Below are 24,936 nucleotides of genomic sequence, written 5' to 3' on the forward strand. Positions count from 1 at the left end.
TGAGTTCCTAACCCCTCGGATTGGCTCTCAACGCCAGTATTTCGCTCACAAGCAAGGCGTCCTGGAGGACATTTCCTGTTCACTCTCCAGTGACGAGGGTGTCGAAAAGATGATCCAGGATCTCCGTACTTCGGACATCGAAGAGGATGAACGTCAGCGGTCAATTCGAACCTATCTCGGTCAACGATATGATGGCGGAATCGAATTATTTGGCATCGTTCCTTCACTCGATTGGGACCAAATCCAAGAAGATGAGGACGTAGACACGCTCTTAGAAAAGGTCGAAATCGAGGCAGAGGGAATTACACATCCACCTGTACCCAGTAACTTCCACCCATCGGAGGCAGAGGTCACGCTTGATCTCGATCCAACAGCAAACAGTTACGAACTCCAAATCACAGGTCCAGATGCCCTCGGAAGTATCACCGGCACTTGGACTACTTCAGGGCTCCAACACGGTAATCTCTTTGTTGGTGATGAAACTCGGGCGCAACGATATAACTCGGATCACCAGGTGCGCAAAGATATGTGGGTATATTTGGTCTCAAAGAATCCCCCAAAATCCGAAGTGTCGTTCGTTGATGTCTACGACTTCGCGGATGTATCCTTAGTCGGGTTCCGGGCATCCGAAAAGACGGAGCCTTTTCTCGACCGCTATGGGGGAGGCCTTAGTACAGAAAACTACGGCTTCGATGCTGACGTTGTATTACCCGCACACACAAACCCAACCGTTGAGGCACCCCTATACGCACCACCAGAGGAACCAGTTCTCGTCGGAGTTACTCCCTCCGAGGAAGTCGACCCAATATTCGAGGTCGTTTCCATCCCCAAAGATGCAAACGAGACAGTCGAAATCGACCGGACTGGAGCGGGAAATCCTCGTTACTACACAACTGAGGTACCTTCTGATGGATCGCGCCGTGTGAGTATCCACCAGCGGAACTCCGATCGGCATCGTCTGATCCACCTCCACCCATCCGAAGAATCGACGATCATAGACGCTACCGAGCCAGAATCACGGCGAATTGGTATTGAAATCCAAGATGAGGAACACCGTGAATTTCTCTCACCTATCGAAGGCCCGTCTTCGAAGCGTATGCCCGTTGGTTTCAATCCTCATTTATTACATACCAACCTCGAATATGTCGGGCCAGAAGACCTCGAACTGGAAGTAATCGCTACATTTGCTGAAGGCGCATCGCTCGGTCCGACAATCAGCCGAGACGTAACAGCAATCAGTGACATTATCTCGGAGGTCGTCCACTGGGTAGAGAGCGGCTGTAATGAACTCGAGATCCGGTTCAATGGTATTGGAACTATATCGATCTGCTTTCCGCAGGGGGAACAATGAGTCTGGAACCCGGTGACGAGTTTACAGCGGAAGTAGACAAGATTACGAAACGGAGAACTTGCACCGTCAAATACGATGGGGAAGGGATTAATATCGGCCCAGTCACGTGCGAACCCGGTCGTTCGGTTCGATTGCGGTATCTCGGGGCAGATTCAGTCGCTGGAACATCGATACATTTCGCACTTTGTCTGACCGAGGAAGTTCTCGCGGACGATTACAAAGATCACATTCGACGCCATGTAAGCGGCCTTCTTCCTGACCAACCTCCACAAGAGGGAGAACAAACCTACATAGAGGTGGATAAGATCGACGAGTACGGCCTCGGACTCGCAGTTGCCGGAGGTGAAGTCGTCGAACTCGGACCAGTACAAGCAGACGAGGGCGACTTAGTACACGTTGTCGGACGCGAACCGGGATATGCAGAGATTCTGAACGCAAGAGCACGTGGGAAACGCTACAGGATTCGCTTCAATATTCTCCGTGAGCGCTGGGACAAACTCCCTATCAAAAAGGGCGAGTCATTCACGGCAACGATAGATGACACTGATGGCAATAATCTCATCGCGTATGTGGACGGGTTGCCTGTCCACTTCTCTGGAGGCAAAGCCCGAATCGGACAAAAAATCGAAGGGAAACTCATTAGATTTCACCGAGACCGCGGAGTTGGCAAAGTGACAAAGGTCTATGATTCGGTTGGTGATATCGAAGACCACGGGCACGATACTCGGATGCAGCAACTTCAGCAAGCGGGATTCGGCCAAGAACCGTTTCGTGCATTTGCTACGCAGTTTACTGGCGTGAGTGGTGACCAACTACCATCGACTGAGATCGGTATCCGAGACGCCATAGTCGGTGAGGCAATCCGACTCGGTCTTGCTGAGAAAGCTGAATCGGGTGGCCAACAGTATCCACAAGCACACATCACCGCAATCCGCCACTGGGTTGTCCATAAGCTGGCAGCTGTTCTCGGACAGCCAGTCACTGGTGCCGACGAAGTATCCGATGATGTCGGGTGGTTTCGGGCAGCATTAACAGAGCGTACCGGCCCCACAATCACGTTCCTCGGTGATGTGATCCAACTCTCACAAGGGTACTATGCTCCAGCACCGACGCGATCTGTAATGATCTCCGAATCTGAGGCCGTGCTCGTTTCAGGGGATCCAAGTCGTCCATTCATAGAGTCCGGTCTTGATATCGAATTTCGGGGGTTGACGCGGATTCTTACTGACACCAGTGAAGCAGAATTGCGTTCGAGAGAAATCCCCGTTCAATCTAAAGACGAATACATCGGTCTGGACGAGGCGCCGATTACGACGCCAGCCACACTACGTGAGTACATCGAACAGCGACCGCAGGAGTCGTGGGAACCGGAGGAAGATTGGGCACCATACACTGGACAGTACTATGGATTTACCGTAGACGGTGAGCCGCTCGTCATTGAAGAGGCAGACGGAACTGCGATCAGCTTGTGGCGAGTTCCAGTCGAATACGGCGCCGATACCTACCAGTTAAAGGTTCAATCGGGCGACGACAAAACAAGGGCCGTCACTGTTTCGCCGAAATACCGCAAGCATGCGTGCCTAATCCTTGACTCAATGGCTGAAGACCCACAGACAGTTGAACTCACCGCATATGACGAGGAGGTCTTATTAAGTTGTGACTTTGCACCGCCGCGGGCACAGATGCGTTGGCTGTACGCAGTCGGAGCAGAGTGGCTTGAAACATCGTCGTATCAACTTCAATGGCGAATTTCGGACACCGATGCTGATTCAGTGCGAGAGGTCTTCGACGAACTGCCCGTGACCATCATCGATAATACATAATATGAAATCAATCAAAGAAGTCTCGGAAGAGCTCGAGAACGATCTTCAACAGTACATCGAATCACGTTACCACCTCCATCACCCGCGGCTTCTCAAGGAACGTCGTGCCCTGATGGACGAGGGAGAGACAGCCACCGAACCATGGGTCGAGGCAACACCGACCTATGTTTCGGGTGAACCCCTCAGAGAATTGGGCCTGCCGAGCGAAGTTGTCGATTTGTTAAAAGATCTCGAAAGCGACGATCTCAACATCTTCGATCCGCCGTACAAACATCAGGCCGACGCCCTCCAATCGTTCTTCAACGAAGAGGACGATCTCATCGTATCCACCGGAACAGGGTCCGGAAAAACCGAGATTTTCCTCTACTCAATTCTGGGTCAGCTCGCCCAAGAGGCAGCGCGAGGAGAGACAGCTGACCAACGTGGGATACGGACATTAGTTCTCTATCCGATGAACGCCCTCGTCGCGGATCAACTCTCCCGGATGCGCCTACTCTTTGGTGACAAGGACGGGGCAGATACACTTGAGGACTACATGGGCCGGCGTGTACAGTTCGGGATGTACACGAGTCGTACACCCTATCACGGGGAGTACGACAAGAGTAAGAACGATAATCTGGTCAAGCCGGTCATCAATCGGTATCTCAAGTTAGAGGAAGAACAGCCGGACCTCTACGAACAACTCAAAGAAAAAGGCCGTATTCCAGCCAAGGATCTCGAAGGGTTCCGGAACAAGAATAAGAAAAAGGAGACTCACTTCCGTACTCAACCTGGCGACACCGAACTGTTCACGCGTCAGGAGATGCACACCCGCGATGGAAGCAATCCCCATGGCGGGACGCCGGATCTCCTGATCACGAACTATTCAATGCTGGAGTATATGCTACTCCGGCCGATCGAACAACCCCTCTTTGAGGATACCCGTGAATGGCTGGCCGAGGACGAAGAGAACGAGCTGAATATCGTCCTTGACGAAGCTCACCTCTACCGAGGCGCCCAAGGAGCAGAGGTGGCGCTCCTGTTGAGCCGCTTGCTCCAGAAACTCGGGATATCTCGCGAACGTGTGCGCTTCATTCTCACGAGTGCGACGATGGGTGAAAACGTAGAGGAAGCAGCCCCAGACTTTGCGGCCCAGCTCACAACCGGAGATCCGGACGATTTCTCAGTAATCACCGGTGAGCAGGTGGAGTACGAAGGCGGAGAACCGAGCGAGAAACGCATGGCGCAACTCCTAGAGCGAATTGGCTACCAACTCGATGATCCATCGAAGATTCGCAACGTTGCGAGCGAACGAGGCTGGGATCCTCTTGAAAGTGATGACGTAGAATCGATCCGTTCGTACCTTGCTGACCAGTTAGTCGATGACCCACTCTTCAGGTTAGCACACGAACACCTTCGTGAAGAGCCACTGCGCCTATCGGCGCTTGCCGAAGAGTTGTTCGAGGACATCGATCAGGATCTGGCTCGTGAGGCGACGGGCAATCTTCTGTATCTTTGTACCGAGGCCCGCCAGGGAGAGGACCAGGCGTTGCTTCCGACGCGCCTGCATATGTTCCTCAAAGGGCTCCCCGCCCAGTATGCGTGTGTCAATCCTGAATGCAGCGGCCGCCGGGTTACAGAGGGAGAGAACCTCCTCGGGCGCATCTACAGTAATCCGCACACGACCTGTGAGTCCTGTGGCAGTCGTGTCTTCGAACTGATTAGCCACCGCACCTGTGGAGCAGCATATCTGCGCGCGTATCGACGCTCTGACGACGACCGCGGGCCGACGTTCCTGTGGTCAGATCCTGAGAGCAGCGAGGACTTGGACGAACTTCATCTCTTAGTTGAGGAACCTCGGGATGACCCAAATCCAGACCACGAACACGGCCGTTCGCTCGCCGAGACGACGACCTCACGAAACCTCTCGATTGCCTCCGGCCATCTTGTTGATGATCGGCACGTGGACGACGAAGGGGCGACCACTCATATCGAGGTTCAGGTCCCGACTAAAGAGCCGCCGAACGAGGACGGTGCGTGGAGTTGGACTCAATGTCCGGCGTGCGGGATCAAAGAGCGACGCCGTCCGAATGGCGACACGAAGGTCGAAGATCTGGTCACCAAAGGTGAGGAGCCATTCGCGCACAGCGTCCGCTCGATGTTCGGTATCCAGCCGACCGACCCACTCAAAGAGGAGTTCCCCAACGAGGGGCGCAAGGTATTGTGCTTCTCTGACGGTCGACAGAAGGCGGCCCGCTTAGCTCGCGATCTCCAATCGAACGTTGAATCCGACTCGTTCCGCGAGGTTCTAACCGACATTTTTGGATCCGCGGACGGTGAAATCACGATGGATCGGTTGTTCGCCGAGTTCGCAGTCTACTGTGCGAAAAACAACATCGTATTCTTCGACGACAGCGACCAATACACGAATCAGTCGGGCGTCGTGTATAAGGGTTCACGCTCCCACTTCGAAGATATTCGTGGGAACCTGTCCGACATTGTCGATGAGTACTACCTTGAGTCCATCGACGATATTCCGGAGGTGCCAGCCGCACGCAATGCGTTGTCGGAGCGTCCCCGCCAGTATGAGGAACTTCTCCTCCGATCGTTGGGCGATGAACAGTACTCCATCACCGGCGCTCTCGTCGGGTACATTGCGCCGTCCGAGGAGGTATTTGAGAAAATCGATGAAGCCGTCCCTGAAATTGAGACAGACCAACTCAAGAGCATCCTCATCGAGGCGCTTCGTCATGCCTGCGAGGAACGGGCATTTGATTCAAATATTGAAGCCAGACGACGTTCGAACTCCTATCCCTATCAAAATTGGATTGACCCGGACGATACAGGGCTCCCCCACAGCGAAATAATCCCTGAATATGTTGTAGAATCACTCGACGACGAAGTGCCAGAAGAGGCGTGGTATAGTCTGAGACGGGCGTTGATGACGACAGAGCCTGTGTTGTTTGGGGCCTCCCACGGCAATTACTTCGTCAATCCGAAAGCAACGACAATCGATCTCCGACTCGACGACGATTGGTACCGATGCGAAGGATGTCGCCGGTTCTCGGTCGTGTCACTCAATGATTCGTGTCCCTACGATGGGTGTCGCGGAACTCTCAGTCCGGTTAGTGACAATGACATCCATCTCCAGGCACGGAAGAACTTCCTTCGGAACCCGCCACGCGAAGTGCTCCATGGCGAACGGGACCCGCTCACGCTGCGTTCAGAAGAGCACTCTGCACAACTGAGTGCAAAGGACAACTCCGAGGCATTCGCACGCTCCGAAGAGTATGAACTCCTCTTCCAGGACATCCTCGTCGGGGACTCCGAGGCCGATCAGCCGATCGACGTGTTAAGCTGTACGACTACTATGGAAGTCGGGATTGACATCGGGAGCCTCACTGGCGTGGCCATGCGGACGGTCCCGCCAGGACCAGAGAATTATGAGCAACGTGCTGGTCGGGCAGGACGTCGCGGAGCCGGCCTCTCGACGATCGTCACCTTCGCGGACAACTCCCCTCACGAGTCACACTACTTCGAGAATCCTGAAGAGATGATCACGAGCGAGGGTAACGCACCGGTCATCTACGCCGGCAACGAAAAGATCGCCCGACGGCACATCAACGCCTCGCTGCTTGCTCGGTTCTTCGATCCATCGGCCGTCGAGACGGAAGCTGCCGTATTCCGCTCGCTCAAAGGTACAGCCGAGTTCTTTGAAGGAGAAGGCGACCAAACCCTCGCCGCGTTCGAAGACTGGCTGGACGAAGAGATCTTCGCCGATTCGTCGTCGACGCTCGAGCAATTGGGTGCCCTCCTTCCGGATGCACTAGGAGGGGGACGTTCATCCGACTGGGAGGTCGCATTAGTCCGCGACGCCGCTACAGAGTTCCTGAGCGAACTTCAGGAGCTAGAAGCCAAGACAGAATGGGAAGAGCAATCCACGGAGGACGACGATTTACTTTCCGTCCTTCTGGATGCAGCCCTACTTCCGACGTTCTCGTTCCCAACTGATGTGGCCGATTTCGTCGTGCGCGAAAATGAGCCCGGGTCGTCACAGCCGAAGAACAAGTACCAGATGTCTCGGGATCTGAAACAGGCACTCTCAACGTACGTTCCAGGCCGAGAAATCGTCGTTGACAAGAAGACCTACGAGTCCTACGGTGTCTATGTCAAATTCCCAGACAACCCGAAGAACCGAGTATCTGGCGAAGACTGGGGAGACCTCGATTGGTTGAACTGGTGTGATGTCTGTAAGACGGTCTTTGACGAGCATGATGAGAGTCTCGCAGCCAGGGATATGGAGTGTCCTGTCTGTGAGGGAGCGACCGTCAGTTCCCTTCAAATGTACACCCCGGAGGCATTTGCACCGAAAGTCGATGAGACAGGTGCAGCTGAGAAAGGATCAGACTACAACGAGAACCGAGCCTACGCGACACAGCCGAAATACCCGCTGACGTCGACTTCTCACGAGAGTGAGAACGCTAGCGAGATGGCAGAGGAGAAATCTATTGGCCATTCGATAGTGGGGAAGATGAATGACGAACAGCTTCTTGTCGCTAACTTTGGGGCTGATGAGGATGGATTCGAGGTCTGCACCGATTGTGGGGCCGTTAGCCGCGAAGGCCCGCTCTCGAACCCACACGCCCGTCCATACCCCAAGGATCTCCGATTTGTTGGGGAATATGACTGGGATGACCAGTGTACCGGCTCAACAGTCACGACGAGTTTCAGCCACCGCTTCCCCAGTGATTTGACCGTCCTCCAAATCCCGTTAGGTGATGAGATGGAGTTCGTTCCATCCGAAGCATGGTTCGAGACACCAGGGCAGTCGTTAGCTGAAGCATTAGTCATGGGTGCATCTCGTGCGCTGGGTATCGAAGATGACGAACTCGAAGGTGGGTTCCGTACTCGTTCGGCAGAGCACGCCGACATCGACGCACGGGGCGTTATCGAGGTCTTCCTCTTCGACACAACCGCCGGCGGTGCTGGCTTCTCATCGCGTGTCTGGGAGGAATTCGACGCCGTGTGTGCGGAAGCCCGTTCAATCCTCGAGAGCTGCTCATGCGATACGGCGTGTCACAACTGCCTGCGCCGGTATCAGAACCGTCATCTCCACGACTCGTTGAATCGCCACGAAGGCCTGGCCTTGCTCGATTACGCACAGGCGGGAACGCCGCCAACGCTTCGTCCTGAAAAGACACAGAGCCTGATAAAGCAACTCGAACGTGCCTTGGAGTTGAAGGAAGAAGACGTTGCACTCAGGGCGATTAACGACCATAAATGGGAGATCAAGATTGACGGGACGACGATGACATTTGGTATTCGTTCTAGTCTGCGGCGTTCACGTGCCCCGACGTCGGCGACGTACGACGAGGACTACTCAGACTACGAGTTGTCCCAACGGTTGCCAGAGGTGGCTCACTCGATCGTCGACCAACTCCAATAGCCGCATGGATGGGTCAGAACAGTTTGCGCACGTAAACTGGTCGGCGTCGGCAGCACAGCTGTTCGAAGAGTGCCCCCGGCGGTTCTTTTATCGATACCAACATACCGAGTCTACCGAGGACTATAGTGAGGATACACCGTCGCCAGGGGCCTATCTGGGAACTGTCGTACACGAATCTCTCGCGGGGCAGGTTGCACGATGGGCTCGGGGTGAGAACATCCATCTCCAGACTGCAACCGATTATGCGAAAGACGAACTTGAGAGATATGTCGAAGCGAATACTGAGACGATTGCAGATCGGATTGACGATACGGATGGGAAAGCCTTCGATAGCGATTCCTTCACGCGGTCATTAGTTCGTACAGCCCGAAATCACATCAGGCAGTTCTTCCGGGTGATTTGGCCCCATCTTGAGGACCACCGCTATATCGCCCACGAAACGCGCCAAACGTTCGAAGTTTCCGAAGAACCCGTCACCGTCCAACCAGATCTCTGTACTCGAAACCCAGAGGGAGACTTTGTCGTTACTGACTGGAAGACAGGTTCGTATGACCGGTTCAGTAACCCGACAATACAGATGCAAGCATATGCGCTCTATGCTCACGAAGCGTATGAACCCGAACTCAGTCGGATTCGGATCCAATTAGCCCATACTGGAAGTGGGGAGTTCGACCGAATGGTGCCGACCACGGAAGACATGAGACAGATCCGAGACCGGATTACGAATGATAGGGCCTTCTGGACAAGTAAGGGAGACATCGAATCCTACAAGACAAATCCAGCGGTCCAGAAGTGTAGCCAATGTTCGTACCTTCACCGGTGTACAGATGGACAAAACGTCACGGGTGAAGAGCCAGAACCAAACTAAGTAGTAAAGTGCGAATTAGGTCGTCTTATACATCATCTACTGCATACAAAGCAAATCGGATTATGGCACAGTTCAATCACGCAATTGATAAATCCACTTGCGACGAACAAAATCGTCAACTGAGGACCGGCCTTCGCGCGACTGCCAACTATCACCTTGGGCGTTCTCTTCCCGAGCTAGCTTGAAACCCGCCGCGGAATAAATCGTCCCCTTGTTACCTGCTACTCCAGCGTGAGCAGAGATCCGTTGATACCCCTCTAAGAACGCCCACTTTCGGGCGCAAGCGATAAGCCACGAACCCGTGTTTGATGGTCTTTCAGGTCGCGATCCGAACCGCGTAATTGAGATTTCTTTATTTTCATCGACCATTCGAGCCACAGGTCGGCCGAGAACACAGACTGCAATTAGATTAGACTCATAACGAGCTCCGAAAGCAGCTTTCCATCCAGGGATACCTCCCAATTTGTGGTCTACCATATCCGACTCGAGGAAATCGTTGATCTCATTTCGGCTTCGCTCTCGGGTTAGTTTGAGATTCGATACAGAGTCAGGTACTGATATTGGATCTTTCATCGTTTACCTGAGGCAACTTGCGCCTCACCCAATCAGGCGCATAAAAAACAGAACGATACCACCAGAATGGACCCATATTCCTGCGTTAGTACGTCCGAATCAAAGATTATCGAGAGACCTCACAACTCGTAGAGTAGACGAGTCGTGAATGCTGATCATCTAGAAATATCTCTTTCCGAGAACATCCCTATTGAGAGAGATATTAGTGAAACTCAGGTGCTCTTAGAAGCTATCAAAAAAGCGATCAAGCAGAAGTAATGTAGACCTTTCCGGAAACAACCCAATCAGGCTTTTATGACCTGACCGAACATCTGTCAGAATCAAATGATCCGCGATGCTCGCGTACTCCGGGTCGGGTTCGTCCCTCGGGAAGTTGAGCATCGCGACGCCGAAGTCAACCACCTCTCCAGCGTCCTCGGACCTATTACGAACGGTGAACCCGCCGACATGGCCATTGTCACCGGGCCTAGCGGCGCCGGCAAGACCTGTATCTCGAAGTTCGTCACCGAACGGCTCCGGGAAGAGGTCCTCAACGTCGAGACGACCTACGTCAACTGCTGGCGCAACTACACCCAATTCCGGACGCTCTACCAGATCCTCGACGACCTCGGCGCCACCATCGACATCCACCGGCAATCGACGCCTCACGACGAACTCATCGACCGCCTCCAACAGCACGACGGCCCTCGAACCGTGGTCATTCTGGGCGAGGTCGACCAGCTAGAGGACCCGAGTGTCATCTACGATCTCCATAGCCTGCCACAGTTCGCGGTCATATGCATCGCGAACGAATCACCGACGACATCCTCCTGGACGCCGCCGAGGATGCCCGGTCCCAAATCAAGCAGAAGAGCCTCGATTCACTCACCCCGCACCAGCGGGTCGTCTACAACATCGTTCATGACTACGGCCCGGTCGGGCCTAGCGAGATACACGAGCGCTATACCAAGGACGTTGACGACCCGAGGTTGACGATCCACGGACGAAACGGACGGTCCGAACCTACCTCTCCAAGATGACCCAGTATAACCTCCTCGAGGTGGAGGGAACGAGTCAAGATCGAGAATACTCGCTCGTCGATTCGGCGGCCGCATCGCCGATGCAGTGACGAGGGACTCCGTCACCTATCCGGAGGTGAACTCACCGAGCCCCGATTGCTCGTGGTCCAGCGGCTCGATGACCTAGGGATCGTCGTTTCCGGGGTTGTTAACCCGCGTCGAGATCTCGTCGGCGTCCAAATTATCCTTCGGATACGGCTGGCACAGGTCCTTGCGGGTATCCGGGCCTGCGGAGAGCCATTCGGTCTCAGCGTTCTGCGGGAGGACGACCGGCATCCGGTCGTGGATAGGGTTCATCAGGTCGTTCGAGTCCGTCGTGAGGATCATCACGCACGATATCGTCTCGTCGTCGCCCTACCAGACGTCTCAGAGCCCCGCCATCGCGAACGCAGGGTCGTCCTCGCGGTAAATCCGGTAGAGCTGTTTTGTCCCGGCGTTCGGTGCCTTCCACTCGTAGAAGCCTGACGAGGGGACCAGACAGGGGCGGGATTCCCACGCCCGCTCGAAGACGCGTTTCTCGTCGGCAGTCTCGGAGCGAGCGTTGATGATGCCCTCCTCGGGCTGGTCCGCCCAAAACGGAATCAGTCCCCAGTGGTAGGCACCGATCTCGTCTGGAGCCTCGTTCGTGATGATGTGGATCTCGTCGCCAGGCGCAATGTTGTACCGGGGTGTGTACCCGCCGTCCGTGACGACTTCGGCGTCGAAGCGAGCCTCGAGGTCGGCCTGATCGATGAAGAGGGAGTTTCGGCCACACATACCGAGGAGTTCGGAGGCAAGCATCTTCAACGTGGTCGCACAGGAACCCCATCACGTCGACGTTCTTAACCAACATATTGTCCCAGCGAGCCAGGGTTGTTGGTTAACTACGGCAGCGATCTTCGAGCCAGATCCTGGAAAACAGCCAGACATCGACGTCGCTGCTAGTGCGTGCCCGACAGGTGAATAGTGGCCAACGGGGGCGGAGAACCTCCTAATGACAGACGGCACACCTAAACAAACGATAGAAGAGGCTACACTAACTACGCTCATACAAAATGACCCACATACTTGCCGTATCTGACTGGCGCTCTCAACCGATTGACGATCTCTACACCATTCTCGAAACTGTAGAACCAACTCCAGATCTACTACTGTATGCCGGCGACGACCTCTCACGTTTCAAAAACGCCGATACTGACACAGATCATCTTGCAGAACTTGCTCGCCTCACGAAGCACCAACAATCACTCTATGTCCGAGGAAACGACGACTTCCCCCCGTCAACCGGTCCGCAATTCGATACGGAATTTACCACCGACCTCCACAGGACACCATACACCTACGAGGACCTCGTGTTCATCGGTCAGGAAGGATCAACCCAAGGTCCTGGTCTCATCACCTATTCCGAGGACGACGTCCAACAGCACCTTTCCGAACAACGCACCGCTTGTGAAGACAGAACCCCGATTCTTGTCACTCACACCCCTCCTTTCGGCATTCTCGATATCGGTAAGCGATTCGGTCAACAACATATCGGGTCGAAGGCCGTCAGGAGCTTCATAGACGACATCCAGCCCCCAGCCACCGTCTGCGGTCATTGCCATCAATTCGGAGGCAGAGTTGAAACCCTCGATTACGGCACGGTGATCAACATTGCATCCCACGACGGATTAGACGACCCAGGAAGATACGCACTCATCACTATCGACGCCTCGAACGAGTCTATCGAATACGAGTTCTACGACACTCGCCATCTGCTAGGAAGCCGCCTGACTGATCTCGTCCAGATCGGGAGAAACCGAGTGGAACAGTTCAGTGAGTTAGGAATCACTAGCCCAGATGAGATTACCGAAGAACGGCGTGCCGAACTCGAAGCCCTCCCTGGAGCCTCGTCATGGCACGTGGACCGGTGGATTGCTCATCGAGAGGCTTTCGAAAACGATGAGGTCGTGATTCTAAACAAGTCCGCCTTCGACGACCTTCACGATACGGAGCCTCTCCTCTTGGACATAGAAACGGACCTTCAGCAGGATCGGATCTGGCTGGTCGGCACCTACAGCTACCAAAACGATGCGTACCGACAATTCTTCGATCCGGACGAGGAGTCAGGACTCCTTCAGGAGCTGTCTGAGTACCTTGATGATCATGGCTCCGAGCCAATCATCTATTACGGAGGGAACTACTTCGATGAACAGTGTCTAAGTCGAAGGTTCGACGAACACGGCATTACTGAGGGGATCAACCATCTGGAGCGAGCACACGACCTCGGGATAACTGCCCAACAGGAACTCTTCGGGCCCTTCAATCGGTATAAATTGGACGTCGTATCGAATGCACTGGGGTTTGAATATCAAGACCCGACCGTCGATGGATTTGTGGTCGGGAGCAAGTACACGCGATATCTCCTTGACGGCGAAGAACCAGACTGGGATCGACTCAAACAGTACAATATCGACGATGTAACGGCGCTGAGAACAATCGTCGGTCACATCAGATCGTAGGCTCGGAGGGTGTGCGGGGCCGTCAGCAGAAATGTCATTTCGAGAGTTCGATGTCACCAAGGGTTCAAGCAGTCTTAACCAATAATTGAGCTTGATTCCCCGAACTGTTGGTTAATCTGACGATGCTATCCGCCTTCCACTCTGGAAACGTTCTCGGAAACGGTCGAACGATGGCAGAAATCCGTTGCCTGAGTCCGGTTCTACATACCTTCCAGCCCTTCCCTAAAACATGGAAGGGCCACGGTGCGGCTTATCGGGAACGTAGAGCCGACACGGGGGGCTGACCGCAATCGGTCCCTCAATGATCAGGCCGATCCGGCTACGGATGAGATGCTGCTGCCGCAGCTCGACGACGGCATCACGCTGCTCGACGTCGAGGGAGGCCGGGGCGTTCCGATCCTGCAGTCGCTCGTGCTCGACCACCTCCTCCTACACGATGGCCCCGCCTTCTGTGACGTCCAGCGGGACTGTCTCGACCGGCTCGATGCCACGCGGTCACCGGACGTGGTGCTCGGATGTCTCGAACGAGCAATCGACGAACTGCAGGCGGGAAACGTAGCGGTGGAGCGGACCGTCGAGCGAAATCGTGTCTCCAAGCCGCTGGAAGGCTACTCACAGAATACCCAGAACGTGGCGGCCTTGAAACGGGCTCGCGAATAGGATCTTGCCGTCCATCCCAGACAGGATATCGAGTACGCCGTCGTCGACAAGAAATACTCACGGGACCGCGTCGCCCTCGCCCCGTAGAGATCGACACCTACGACACATTGTACTACGAGACGCAGCTGGTCCGAGCTGTCGAGAGCATACTGTCTCCCTTTAACTGGAATTAGAACCACATCCGACGCGAATTCAATGGAACACGTGTAGTTGATATCACGGACTGGGCCTAACGAACCCCCTCCCCCCTTTTTCGAGTTGTAAACTCGTGACGACGGGGAGGGGGTGAACAGGAAGAGGGGCTGCAGAACAGCCGATTGTGGCAGATACACGTGATAGAAGACCTGAACATCCATTTCTCTAACTTACAACTAGGAATGCGAAAGTTTATGTTGCGCGTTATCTAACCATATCCGCAATGGGGACAAAAGAAAGAAATCTTCTAGTCCAGCTAGAAGATTGGAATCTCTGGATATAGAGAATCTCCTCATCTCGCACATGGTCCCAATCGCGAGAACTATCAGGTTTCATCGCCTCTACGTCCTGTTTTGTGAACTCCATTCTCACTCCATAGGGTCTGGAGTGGTCTGCACCCGGCGACTTACAACTCGAAAAAGGGGGGAGGGGGTAGAATGTTCGAGTACACCACACGAACTTCACCAACCATTATGTTTGTAAAATGGTATGACTCTCATTTGTGAACTGCTCCTACGAGCGTTGCCCTTTCGCGACAATTCTGGTGCTTACTACTCGAAAACGGGGGGTGTGGGATACACCGTTTCACCCTAAGCATCATTCGCAAAATTCAGCCGATATAGATCTGCTTCTATACTCAGTGCGACTCACTGTTACTTACAACTCGAAAATGGGGCGGGTGGGAGAATCGAACCAAGTGTGATGACGCTCCTCGAAGTCTTACAACTCGAAAACGGGGGGTCTGGGTCATCGAGGGGGTTCGACGATAGAGATTCCTGGTGATCCCTTACAACTCGACAACGGAGGGTGTTAGATGCCGAAGACGGTATCTGACTCGTTTCGGGAATACACGGCTGTAGTTGTTAGATAGCCTGTTTTCACCCGGTTACAACTCCACAAGGGTCCACATTTTTATACCCAGAGTTCGAGGGGGTTCATAATGGGACGAAAGGGACGTAGAGCAGGTTCGAATCATCCAGAAGGTGAAAAGGATCGCAAATCCTCCTCTGCTGCTCCTGATAATCCCGAGTCGATGGGTGAGGAGATAGATACGTCACAGTCGACGTTTGAGGATGGCTCGGAACTCGCCAATTCTTCTCAAGAGGCAACAAACGGTGGTGGCATCTCAATCCGGGATCGACTACAAACTGAGTCGTCTGGGGGGGTCTTTGCGAACAAAGACCTCGTTCGGTCAGATACCATCATCGACGAGGATCGTATCGTCGGTCGTGATGACCAACTGGGCCGTGTCGTCGACAATCTGAAACCTGTGCTCCAGAACGAAGGCATCCCAGATATGCTTCTGAGTGGTCCCTCTGGAACTGGGAAGTCGCTCATCATTCATGCAGTCTGCAAACAGATCGTCGAACTGTGTGAATCCCAAGGCAAGACCTTCGGGGTCATTTCAATCAACTGCGAGGGGCCGAAGACTGCAGATCGGGCTGTCTATCGGTTAGTTAAAGCTGCTGCCGACGACCTCGGCGTTGATCCTGGTGTTCCCCAAACCGGAGTCTCAACAGATCAGAAGCTGGAGCGACTGTACGAACTGATGCGCGAGTACTATGACGGTGTCATCTTCATTCTCGATGAAATCGATATGCTCGAGGGACCGTATCAGGAAGCAGAGTACAATTCTCTCATCTACCAGCTTTCACGGGCTCGAAAACTCGCCGATTTTGATGGGCCGATCTCACTCACAACTATCACGAATTACGCCGATTTCATGAAGGACCTCAACAGCCGCGCACAGAGTTCTTACAACCCTGACGATATCTTCTTCGACGATTACGATGCGAACCAACTCCGTAGTATTCTCCACAACCGACGAGACGCCTTCAAGCCAGACTCACTCACAGATGACGTCGTTCCGCTTGTTGCTGCGTTCGGATCCCAAACGCATGGAGATGCACGGAAAGCAATTGATCTCCTCAGATGGGCTGGCGAATTAGCCGAGCGGCGTGGAGCTGACACTGTTACCGAGACTGATGTCCGTGAAGCCCAGGAGAAATACACCGAAAATCGCAAACTACGCCATATCAGCGGGATATCCACTCAAAAGAAACTCTCCATCTACGCTGTGGCGGCTACTGCCCACTACGCAAGAGAACATCCTGAGTGGATACCTGCTGGACCTACGTTCAAGACGTACCAATTCATTGCTGATACGATGGATTCGGATCAGTACAGTCGCGAGACGTTCGTAAATCACGTCACAGAGCAGAGTACGTACGGGGTATTGGACTCCGAGCGTCGAGGCAAGGGGCGAGGCAGAGGAGTGCATATGTATTTCTCCCTCTCCGAGGACCCGGAAACGATTATGGAGACGATTCGTGAGGATTCCCGGTTCGAAGATCTAGCTCACGAAGAGGCGACTATCAGCGCGGTTGTCCGCGAACGGCTGAAGCAGTTCCGGAGCAAGAACTAATCTCGCTCAGATTCTCCCCGCACTTACTACTCGAAAACGGGGGGTGTTCGCGGCCCGGGTGATGGTTACAGCTCGAAAATGGGGGGTGTCATTTGTCGGGGTGTCTCGTTACTACTCGAAAACGGGGGGGGGGTGGGTGACCTTAGAGATACGACGTTGTATAGCATGTTGATGTGCTGTCTCCTCTCCCTCTCCGATTTACAGCTCGAAAATGGGGGGTGGATCCCACGATTTTAATCGTCGTCGGTCTCCTCGATGAGGACGTCGTGGAGAAACCTCCTACCGTTCGGGGACTTCTGGTGTTAAGAGCTTCTCAATCACGGCACCCCTGGTGGTAGACCATTCACACTGAGGGGTGTCGGTAAACCGATCCCATTCACACTCTGGGGGGTGTCGTCTGCTGAGGGTTCAATGGTGCTGAAACAAACCTTCGGCTCTGGTTCAATCTCGTCTACTCGTCGGGACTGACGGGGCCTTTATATTGAGATCGGATTTTTTCTCCGTCTCGCCACTGCCAGTAGTAGTAGCGATTGTCGTTGATCTCCTTGATTGTGATCGTCGCCTTCGAAGGAACGTCATCGGGTAGGTCCTCTGGTCGGTCTTCGACCTCCTCATCCTCTTCTTTTTCAGCTAGTCGTGCTTCTCGCTCGCGATGTTCGGCAAGCTCCTCGGCGAATCGAGCGATTTGCCGAAGCACCTCTGGAGATTGTTCCTCGAGCTTCGAAGCGATGTCAGGTGGGACTTCGCGAGGTGGGTCTGGTGGAGAGTATGACATGGGTCACGGCTCTGTTAACCAACGTTGTTGGCCAATATCTTAGAACTGTTGGTTAAATTTCTCGTCTACTGGATCGAGAACTCCTCGATAACCGCTGCCGTAGCTTCGAGTTCTCGTCGTCGCTCCTCTCGTTTTTCGATCTCTTGGTCCAACTCATAAATTTCTGCTGCAAGTTGTTTGACCATGTCCATCGTCTCCGGGAGACGGCCATCGGTGCGAGGGACGTTCCCATTCCGAATTTCGAGATCGGCTCGCCGTAGATGTTTACACCCACCGCTTGGATCCCGCTTCGTGAAATCTGGACACGTACACGTCTTACTCGCGACATCGATCTCGTAGATGTTTCCTGACTCCGATTGCACCTCATAGACTCCTCCCTTCTGCAGCAACGAGACGTCCATCTCTTCGGTTCGAGCTCGTTTACTGCGGGGCTCGAGTTCCTCCTGACACGGGTCTTCGCCAATAGTGGGTTGCTGGAGAGCTTCAGCAGATGTCGAAGCTGCAGGAGTCGATGCTATAATTCCACCATCTGTTGAATACACTCGCTCATCGTGTTCTGTTTCGCCTTCGTTCTGTGTTTCGACGATGTCAGTTCGTTCGGTCATGATTTCGGCTGAATCGACGTGACGAGTTCGCGCACGCCGTCGCCCTTCGACGGCGTGAAAAATCGTTTATATCGCACTTGGAACTCAATTAGCTCTGACTGTGAGTACTGCACCAGAGGTTGTCGGAATCGTCACTCCTCGAGTGACCCAATTATTTCTCGAGCGGTGGAACTGATTCGACCGAGGCGCTCTTGAATTGCTTCCGGGTCTTCGCCCTGCCACGCAGCGAGATAGAACGCAGATCCGCTCGTGTCGAGTCCGAAATACTGACCGACGATGTACGCGACGGCTTCTGCTTCGACCTCCCGCTTTGCCCGTTCGGGTTCATCCTCGATATCGAAGTGGAGCAACGCGTGGGCATACTCGTGAACCAATGTGACTGCAAGATCTGCTAGATTCGCTCGGGCTTTCGCCTCGACGACTGGCTGGAGGTCGTGCAGGCTCCGGTACTTACAGATCCCCTTCGCGTCGCCATGATCCCATTCGTCAGCATCGACGATGCGTACCTTCACACCGAGTTCATCAGCTGCCCCTTTGAGCGCTAGCACCAAGTCGTCGGCGTCGCCCATCGCTGCAGTCTCCAGTTCGGGAAGCGGCTCTCCTTCCGTTTGGGACACGTCGAAGACTGGCGCTGGTTTGAACCCGACGAGTCCTTTCGACCATTCATCCGGCGACGTCTCGTTGTACTCACAGCCGATTTTCTCGTGGTAGCTGGGAGAATTCTCACACTCGGGACATCGCTTGGTGATGATCGGAGCCCAGATCCAGATGGCCTGTTCGCCTTCCTGGACATGCCGATCGAAGTCGTTTCGCCACGTGTTGTAGCCAGCAACCTTCGTTGCCTCTGGATACTGCAGTTTGATGAGGAGCGTATTTCGGTGCGAATAGTCGTGGAAGCGACTCTGGATGTCTAACCACTCCTGAAACTCCTCACTTGCTTGTGCATCGTCGACGCGGTCGACGAGGTCGTCGATCCACTTTTCGATGGTACTGTGCATCTCGTCGTGTCGGGTGTCGGTCTCCTCGAACGAGACCGATGAATCACTACTCGTAGCCATGGTTTTCAGGACTTGAATTATCGCAACTGCGCCGATTCAGAACGCGCCGCACCCTTCGGGGCGCACAAAAAACTCGCGTCGGCAGTCACCGGAGGGCTGCTTTCTCGTCAGCGAAGCCGACCGCGACGAGGTAGTCGAGGAACTCATCGAACTGTTTCACGTCGCTGGGCGTGTCCCTCGCCAGATGTCGCACCCATTCGATAGCCCACCGGAACGCAGGGTCGGTCCCGCCCTTCCCGTGGATGTACCACCACCGAGCCGCTTTCAGCACGACCAGCGGATTCGTTGGTGGGTGCTCACCGGCGAGTCCACGGGTGATGGACTCGATTTCGTCGGGGACGTCGCTGGGATTAACCTCGCCTGATTGCGTGTTGTCGATATCGACCGGGATGTCGTCTATCGAGACGTTATCGGCTCTCTGTTGTTGACTCACTGGAAGTCACCTCTGAGTGAGGGCTTTCGGAGGAGCCCTCGCCCTCTCCGAGGGTTCGAAAAACAGAACGTTGTGTTACGCCGGCGGGGAGTGGACATTATGCTCGTCGATGACGAAGCGGAGGGCGTGTGAGAAGATCGATTAGCTGCATCTGATGGCTTCCTATTCACAAGGCGGAACGTATTTTCCCGTAACGGTGGATCGGTGGTGTATGGAGATAGGGTTGGTGAGCTGTACGAAGGCGAAGGAGGACTCGGCGTCGACGCCGAGGGAACTCTACGAACCCTCCGCGCTGTTCCGGAAGGCCCGGCGTTACGTTGAGGAGAACCACGATGTGTGGTACGTGCTTTCGGCGAAGTACAACGTTCTTGATCCAGACGGCTCGCCGATCGAGCCCTACGACGAGACGCTGAACAACGCTGGCGTCGAAGAGCGACGAGAGTGGAGCCGAGCCATCGTCGGACAGCTACGGGAGCGCGACCTGCTCGCGGAGGGGAACACTCTCGTCATTCACGCTGGGAAGGCGTACTACGAGGAACTCCTGCCGCTGCTCCACGAGGAGCCCGTCGACGTCGAGATTCCAACCGAGGGACTACGGATGGGCGAGACGCTGTCATGGTACAATGAACGAATCTAGGTTCTACGCCGCAGATTGGCTCGGAGTAGTGTGGTCAAATTGGGGGACTCTCGATCCCGGCGGCGACCACCTATCCACGTTCTCCACTGACGAGGGGCTCTACCGCGTTCGCCACCCCGCCCGCCCCGGTCTGGAGTATATCGGCGAGACTGGGCGCAGCCTCCGTGGTCGAGTCCGTGCGCTCGCCCACGGGGCGTTCGCCGAGGAAATGCCTTATCGCGATCCACACACCGCGGCACCATGTCTCTGGGCTGTCCATCAGGAGGAGGCCGAGAAACTGGAGGTGTCGGTCACGACGCCGACGCTCGCTGAGGACAAGCAATCTCGAAAGGCGTTCGAGGACGCGCTAATCGCAGTCTGCCGCCGTGAAATGGGCGAGAGTCCGACGGCGAACTTCGGCCGGATTATTGACGGCTATCGGCAGTCGACGTACCGCAGCGGCGAGGAACGCGGCGGGCCGCTCGAACCAGGCCAGACGGTGTCTAACACCGAGGACGGTGTCGGCCCGCTGGATTGGAGCCGGAGCAGCGACGTGCTCTCGGAGGACTGGATGGGGCTCTTGTGGTCGTCTCCGCGACCGCTAGCAGACGCGGACACGTCGATTCCGACGGATGATGGGCTGTACCGGATCTGGCGCGAGGGCGAGGCACCGCCGCTGGAGTACATCGGGCAGAGTTCGAATCTCAAGTCACGGCTGTATCGTCACCGGCGAAACCGGCACGAGGCGTTGCTGTTCTCGTACTCGGAACTGGGGGATCACGACGCCCAACACAAGCGCGAAGAGGTTGAGACGGAGCTTATCGGCGTTCACTGGCTGGAAGTTGGGGAGAGTCCACAAGATCAGTTCTAGATGTCATACCCCTCTACCCTCATAGCCCATGTGTAGTTCTGGAATAAGTTTTTGTCCCCGGGGCTGAATCTTCTTGCAACTAAACAGAATCCCAGATGGAGAATGAAATAGGAGTTCCTTGGTCAGAACATACCGTAGTCGAGAAGTCAGAACTACTGGACAACCTCTCTGATGCTGGTGAATGGCGTGAAGACAAGATTAAGACGTCCTCTTTCATCGTCAGTCCAAGTTACGGAACCCTGGATTATGACGGCTTCGTGAGTTTTCTTCGGAACAAATTCATGTTCTTTGCGCTGTCGGAAGAGGAGATTCAGGAGTCCGAACGCCCTCATCTTGAAGCACAGCAGCTCTCAGATTACAGGGATGATGCTAAGATGGATGGCAAGTGGGGAGAGCTGATTCTATTTACAATGGTTGAAGGTTTCCTTGACATCCCCATGATGTCGCACAAGCTTGGGTGGAAACAAAACCCGACTGATCAGGTTAAGGGATCTGACGGCCTCTTCTTCGGGGAATACGAAGGATCCCCAACGTTAGGAATTGGTGAGGCGAAGATGTACACCGATTTGGATGATGGGATTGAGGAAGCTCTTGACAGCACAGATCGATTCCACGGAGAAGATAGCCAACTCCGAAATCAGCACGAGTTAACGGTTGCTATGGGTAATCCGAGCGATAATCTCTCGAAAGAGAAGATCGAACTGCTCTCATCCCTTTTCACGGGGGAATCCCAAGATTACCAAATGCTACACCCCATTTTCGTCGGATATGAGGATGAAGAGCTGGAGGAATTCCAGACAAAGCCGGTCGAGGACGATCAGGAACTAGTAGACCAGCTCCAAGACCATGTCGAGGATACTGACTTACTCTCCAAAGTAACCGACTCTCTGGAGGGTGACTACAGTCACCTTCGAAAACACTGGTTGACATTCTTTTTCCTCCCACTAGAGGACAAAGATCGATTTGTAGAGAACGTTAAAGCGGCTATCTACCCCTGGACAACGAACCACTAATGTCTACATACGAAAACGCAGCGGACCTAGAGTTCTTCAATGACTGTCTCGATACACTGATAAAAGATCTGCTCTATAATGATCTCGGCGTTACAGATTATCGTTGGGATCAGAACTCGGAGAGTAAACTCCAAAAGAGTGCTTGGGTAGCATCACTTCTCGCTTCCAGTGATGACGAGGAACACCAGTCTAAGGCCCTTTCCTTTGCGATTCTCGCATATATTGAGAAGCGAGGGACCGATGACGAGGAGATGTACGAACGGTACCTCTATATCGTTCTCTCTCGCATTGGTAATCTTCAAACGTTCAATACCGTTCGGCGAGAACAGGCAGATGTCAGCTTCGAGGAGAGGCTCATTTCATCGCTTGACTCTGCGTTAGGCTTCGAGCTGAGTTCTGACCTCCAGCAGCACGAACTCGGTGATGGGACTGTGCTGTCCTCCTTCCAGAAGGATATCCTAAATGCGCTTCAGGCAGGGAAGGACATCGCGATATCCGGTCCGACATCTTCCGGGAAGTCATTCATACTCCGGAAATACATCCAGAGTGAGCTCAAAAGCGAGGATGGCTTCGAAGCAATCTACGTCGTCCCGACTAGAGCACTCATTGCGGAGGTGAGCGAGAAGCTCTCCAGTCTCAACGATGATATAGACGGAGAGCAAGAGATTGAGGTCAGAACCGGCGCATATTTCGAGGAGGAATCGGAGGATCTAGAAACAGATTTAAATTCGTTCTTAGTAGTTACTCCTGAGCGGTGTCTGCGGCTCATCGACGAGGACACTAGGGCGAGAATTGAGCCAGACCTGATATTCTTCGACGAGATTCAGAACGTCCAGGACGGGCAGAGGGGTGTCTTATTCGAGGATATCATTCAATTACTCAGTGAATCCTGGCCGGAAACTCAAATCGTCGCCGCAGGTCCCTATCTTGAGGAGCCACAGGATACTTTAAGCAATCTGACAAACCGAGAGGTCGTACAGATCAAAACCGCATTTACACCGGTTCTTCAAATGAAGGCGATTATTCGGTTCAAGAGAGCAAAAAACCAATCCAGATCTATACGGATGGTTGATGTTGTCCTCTACAGTCCTTCTGGAGACAAATTAGAGTTCACGATAGCCGAACCGGACGACCTCACGTATACTACGGTCAACAATAGCAAGACTAGAGCGCTGACCACCATAATCGATGAATATGGGCAAAATAGCCAGAATCTGGTATACGCCAGCAAAACCAACCTAGCCGAGGATCGAGCCGACGCTATCGCAAACAACCGGAACCGAGAGATAACGTCTGCGAGAATCGATGATCTCACCGAATTCCTGAAGAACACGATCCACGAAGACTATCCACTCATTGACCACCTCCAAAAAGGAGTGGCCTTCCACCACGGTCGCGTACCGAAGATTGCGAGAGAGGAGATAGAAGACCTCTACCGGTCGAAAGTAGGCCTTGACACAATCGTATGTACTTCTACTCTACTGGAGGGGGTGAACCTCCCCGCGGAGAAAATTTTTCTGACTAGTGCATATCGAGGGGACAATGAGCTGTCAGAACTCGACTTCCAGAACCTCGTCGGACGGGTCGGTCGCGTTGATTCCCGGTTGTACGGTTCTATCTATTGCGTTGAGGCCGAAGATGACGAATGGGTGGATGAGAAATTGGATAGCGATACGGAGGAATCGGTCAATCCTGCTACCTCACAAGCTACGGATAACCCAAACAAACTCATCACCGCGCTCGGAAGCAACGACCTTCGGCAGCTCAAAGACGCATCGACGCGGTACACGTCGATTCTCCTTCGCTCTCGCTACCTCAAGTCCGACTACGATGTCGACAAATACCTCTCCAACAAGGGGCTCTCGGACTCAGACATCTCCTCAGCGAAAGACGAACTCGATCGGACTCTCGAAGACATCGAGATCCCGGAGAAACTGCTGAGGCGGAACCCAACTGTCGATCCCGTGGAGCAGAACACGCTCTACAGGCTGGTGATGAAGAACCCGGAAAGGTGGGTGATTGGTGAGAATACAGCAGAATACAGTTATGATAAACTCATGCGGATCACTCAGCAGTTGAATCAGGTATTCAAGTTCACCAAGGATGATGAATACGGGATCGATCCCTCAAACCGAGAAACCAAGCACGGAGCGCTGGAGCCGATCGTAGTAGTTGCGAATCAGTGGCTTCGAGGAGAGACGTACAAGTCCATGATTGATTCTAGGCAAGCGAACGTTGAGGATGAGGGCCTGAGTAAGTGTATTAGAACGATCCTTGATCTCGTGAACGACGACGTTCGATTTATTCTGGTCAAGTACTACGGGATGCTGGTCGATATGCTAGAAGAAACCGACTACGAGATGGGTAAGTGGGCAAGCAACTTCGACCAGATGTTGGAGATGGGATCGATGAACTTCGGGGAGTTGCGTCTCATGTCGAAAGGTGTAGATCGGTCGGTTGCGCTGCAGTTAGGAATCCCACCGAACGTCGATGATGTCGAAGAATTTCTTGAAAACCGTCGAGGGAAGATCCCAAAATTCTTCGCTCGACACCTAGAGTCGCAGGGGGTCCTCTAGATTATCCGCATCCCGCGTACTAACTCAGGCACATTTTCATAGACAGCTTCGGCCGATAGTCTAGCTCATCATATTTTGGAAGCGCTCGCGTAGCGCGTCCTCGCGCTCCTCTCACGGGCAAAAAACAACCA

General features: G+C 53.9%; 15 protein-coding genes and 4 pseudogenes. 13 read left to right on the forward strand and 6 right to left on the reverse strand.

Annotated features, from left to right (window positions below; genetic code table 11):
* Positions 1-109 precede the first annotated feature (109 nt).
* From QQ977_RS16960 to QQ977_RS17370, 4 genes are read left to right on the forward strand one after another with little or no spacing between them, the layout of a single operon-like run.
* Entirely contained in the window at positions 110-1,351 is a 1,242-nt protein-coding gene (locus QQ977_RS16960) for a hypothetical protein (RefSeq protein ID WP_285929022.1), read from the forward strand.
* Positions 1,348-3,174, forward strand: coding sequence for a hypothetical protein (locus tag QQ977_RS16965; protein ID WP_285929023.1), 1,827 nt, complete (start codon positions 1,348-1,350; stop codon positions 3,172-3,174). The genes QQ977_RS16960 and QQ977_RS16965 overlap by 4 nt, the downstream gene beginning before the upstream one ends.
* Position 3,175: 1 nt before the next feature.
* On the forward strand, positions 3,176-8,599 hold the full coding sequence (locus QQ977_RS16970) for a DEAD/DEAH box helicase (RefSeq protein ID WP_285929024.1): 5,424 nt from the start codon (positions 3,176-3,178) through the stop codon (positions 8,597-8,599).
* A 4-nt stretch (positions 8,600-8,603) separates the two neighbouring features.
* The gene (locus QQ977_RS17370) at positions 8,604-9,467 is read left to right on the forward strand and encodes a PD-(D/E)XK nuclease family protein (protein WP_430540860.1); all 864 of its coding nucleotides are present in this window, start codon (positions 8,604-8,606) and stop codon (positions 9,465-9,467) included.
* Positions 9,468-9,539: 72 nt separating this feature from the next.
* On the opposite strand, the gene QQ977_RS17375 is transcribed toward QQ977_RS17370, so the two are convergent.
* On the reverse strand, positions 9,540-10,040 hold the full coding sequence (locus QQ977_RS17375) for an XF1762 family protein (protein WP_430540861.1): 501 nt from the start codon (positions 10,038-10,040) through the stop codon (positions 9,540-9,542).
* A 324-nt stretch (positions 10,041-10,364) separates the two neighbouring features.
* Between QQ977_RS17375 and QQ977_RS16975 the strand changes: the two are divergent.
* Positions 10,365-11,148: pseudogene (locus QQ977_RS16975) on the forward strand (Cdc6/Cdc18 family protein).
* A gap of 73 nt (positions 11,149-11,221) precedes the next feature.
* On the opposite strand, the pseudogene QQ977_RS16980 reads toward QQ977_RS16975, so the two are convergent.
* A pseudogene (locus QQ977_RS16980) lies at positions 11,222-11,854 on the reverse strand (SOS response-associated peptidase).
* Positions 11,855-12,132: 278 nt separating this feature from the next.
* Between QQ977_RS16980 and QQ977_RS16985 the strand changes: the two are divergent.
* From QQ977_RS16985 to QQ977_RS17000, 4 genes and pseudogenes are all read left to right on the forward strand, one after another.
* Complete coding sequence (locus tag QQ977_RS16985; RefSeq protein ID WP_285929025.1) at positions 12,133-13,578, forward strand: ribonuclease H-like domain-containing protein; 1,446 nt, start codon at positions 12,133-12,135, stop codon at positions 13,576-13,578.
* Between the two features lie 243 nt (positions 13,579-13,821).
* A pseudogene (locus QQ977_RS16990) lies at positions 13,822-14,028 on the forward strand (hypothetical protein); the annotation flags it as partial.
* Positions 14,020-14,411: pseudogene (locus QQ977_RS16995) on the forward strand (type B DNA-directed DNA polymerase); the annotation flags it as partial. The pseudogenes QQ977_RS16990 and QQ977_RS16995, both read left to right, overlap by 9 nt.
* Positions 14,412-15,466: 1,055 nt before the next feature.
* Positions 15,467-16,858: a Cdc6/Cdc18 family protein gene (locus QQ977_RS17000; protein ID WP_285929033.1), complete on the forward strand. Its 1,392-nt coding sequence runs from the start codon at positions 15,467-15,469 to the stop codon at positions 16,856-16,858.
* A gap of 451 nt (positions 16,859-17,309) precedes the next feature.
* On the opposite strand, the gene QQ977_RS17005 is transcribed toward QQ977_RS17000, so the two are convergent.
* The 4 genes from QQ977_RS17005 to QQ977_RS17020 form a co-directional block, all read right to left on the reverse strand.
* On the reverse strand, positions 17,310-17,633 hold the full coding sequence (locus QQ977_RS17005; RefSeq protein ID WP_006065881.1) for a hypothetical protein: 324 nt from the start codon (positions 17,631-17,633) through the stop codon (positions 17,310-17,312).
* Positions 17,634-17,698: 65 nt separating this feature from the next.
* Entirely contained in the window at positions 17,699-18,238 is a 540-nt protein-coding gene (locus QQ977_RS17010) for a hypothetical protein (RefSeq protein WP_285929027.1), read from the reverse strand.
* A gap of 131 nt (positions 18,239-18,369) precedes the next feature.
* Complete coding sequence (locus QQ977_RS17015; protein WP_285929028.1) at positions 18,370-19,296, reverse strand: ArdC-like ssDNA-binding domain-containing protein; 927 nt, start codon at positions 19,294-19,296, stop codon at positions 18,370-18,372.
* Positions 19,297-19,381: 85 nt separating this feature from the next.
* Positions 19,382-19,729: a hypothetical protein gene (locus QQ977_RS17020; RefSeq protein WP_285929029.1), complete on the reverse strand. Its 348-nt coding sequence runs from the start codon at positions 19,727-19,729 to the stop codon at positions 19,382-19,384.
* 211 nt (positions 19,730-19,940) lie between these two features.
* On the opposite strand from QQ977_RS17020, the gene QQ977_RS17025 reads away from it, so the two are divergent.
* From QQ977_RS17025 to QQ977_RS17040, 4 genes are all read left to right on the forward strand, one after another.
* On the forward strand, positions 19,941-20,366 hold the full coding sequence (locus QQ977_RS17025; protein ID WP_285929030.1) for a DUF6884 domain-containing protein: 426 nt from the start codon (positions 19,941-19,943) through the stop codon (positions 20,364-20,366).
* Positions 20,353-21,216: a GIY-YIG nuclease family protein gene (locus tag QQ977_RS17030; RefSeq protein WP_285929031.1), complete on the forward strand. Its 864-nt coding sequence runs from the start codon at positions 20,353-20,355 to the stop codon at positions 21,214-21,216. Before QQ977_RS17025 ends, QQ977_RS17030 begins: the two co-directional genes overlap by 14 nt.
* 95 nt (positions 21,217-21,311) lie before the next feature.
* On the forward strand, positions 21,312-22,229 hold the full coding sequence (locus QQ977_RS17035) for a HamA C-terminal domain-containing protein (RefSeq protein ID WP_285929032.1): 918 nt from the start codon (positions 21,312-21,314) through the stop codon (positions 22,227-22,229).
* Positions 22,229-24,805, forward strand: a complete 2,577-nt coding sequence (locus tag QQ977_RS17040; protein WP_285928962.1) for a DEAD/DEAH box helicase — start codon at positions 22,229-22,231, stop codon at positions 24,803-24,805. Before QQ977_RS17035 ends, QQ977_RS17040 begins: the two co-directional genes overlap by 1 nt.
* Positions 24,806-24,936 lie beyond the last annotated feature (131 nt).

The sequence above is a fragment of the Natrialbaceae archaeon AArc-T1-2 genome (assembly GCF_030273315.1).
Taxonomy (GTDB): Archaea; Halobacteriota; Halobacteria; order Halobacteriales; family Natrialbaceae; genus Tc-Br11-E2g1.

Bases quoted from the DNA above. Each gene is read 5' to 3' on its own strand.
- QQ977_RS16960 (WP_285929022.1), top strand. From the start codon at position 110: ATGATCCAGGATCTCCGTACTTCGGACATCGAAGAGGATGAACGTCAG.
- QQ977_RS16965 (WP_285929023.1), top strand. From the start codon at position 1,348: ATGAGTCTGGAACCCGGTGACGAGTTTACAGCGGAAGTAGACAAGATT.
- QQ977_RS16970 (WP_285929024.1), top strand. From the start codon at position 3,176: ATGAAATCAATCAAAGAAGTCTCGGAAGAGCTCGAGAACGATCTTCAA.
- QQ977_RS17370 (WP_430540860.1), top strand. From the start codon at position 8,604: ATGGATGGGTCAGAACAGTTTGCGCACGTAAACTGGTCGGCGTCGGCA.
- QQ977_RS17375 (WP_430540861.1), bottom strand. From the start codon at position 10,040: ATGAAAGATCCAATATCAGTACCTGACTCTGTATCGAATCTCAAACTA.
- QQ977_RS16985 (WP_285929025.1), top strand. From the start codon at position 12,133: ATGACCCACATACTTGCCGTATCTGACTGGCGCTCTCAACCGATTGAC.
- QQ977_RS17000 (WP_285929033.1), top strand. From the start codon at position 15,467: ATGGGTGAGGAGATAGATACGTCACAGTCGACGTTTGAGGATGGCTCG.
- QQ977_RS17005 (WP_006065881.1), bottom strand. From the start codon at position 17,633: ATGTCATACTCTCCACCAGACCCACCTCGCGAAGTCCCACCTGACATC.
- QQ977_RS17010 (WP_285929027.1), bottom strand. From the start codon at position 18,238: ATGACCGAACGAACTGACATCGTCGAAACACAGAACGAAGGCGAAACA.
- QQ977_RS17015 (WP_285929028.1), bottom strand. From the start codon at position 19,296: ATGGCTACGAGTAGTGATTCATCGGTCTCGTTCGAGGAGACCGACACC.
- QQ977_RS17025 (WP_285929030.1), top strand. From the start codon at position 19,941: ATGGAGATAGGGTTGGTGAGCTGTACGAAGGCGAAGGAGGACTCGGCG.
- QQ977_RS17030 (WP_285929031.1), top strand. From the start codon at position 20,353: ATGAACGAATCTAGGTTCTACGCCGCAGATTGGCTCGGAGTAGTGTGG.
- QQ977_RS17035 (WP_285929032.1), top strand. From the start codon at position 21,312: ATGGAGAATGAAATAGGAGTTCCTTGGTCAGAACATACCGTAGTCGAG.
- QQ977_RS17040 (WP_285928962.1), top strand. From the start codon at position 22,229: ATGTCTACATACGAAAACGCAGCGGACCTAGAGTTCTTCAATGACTGT.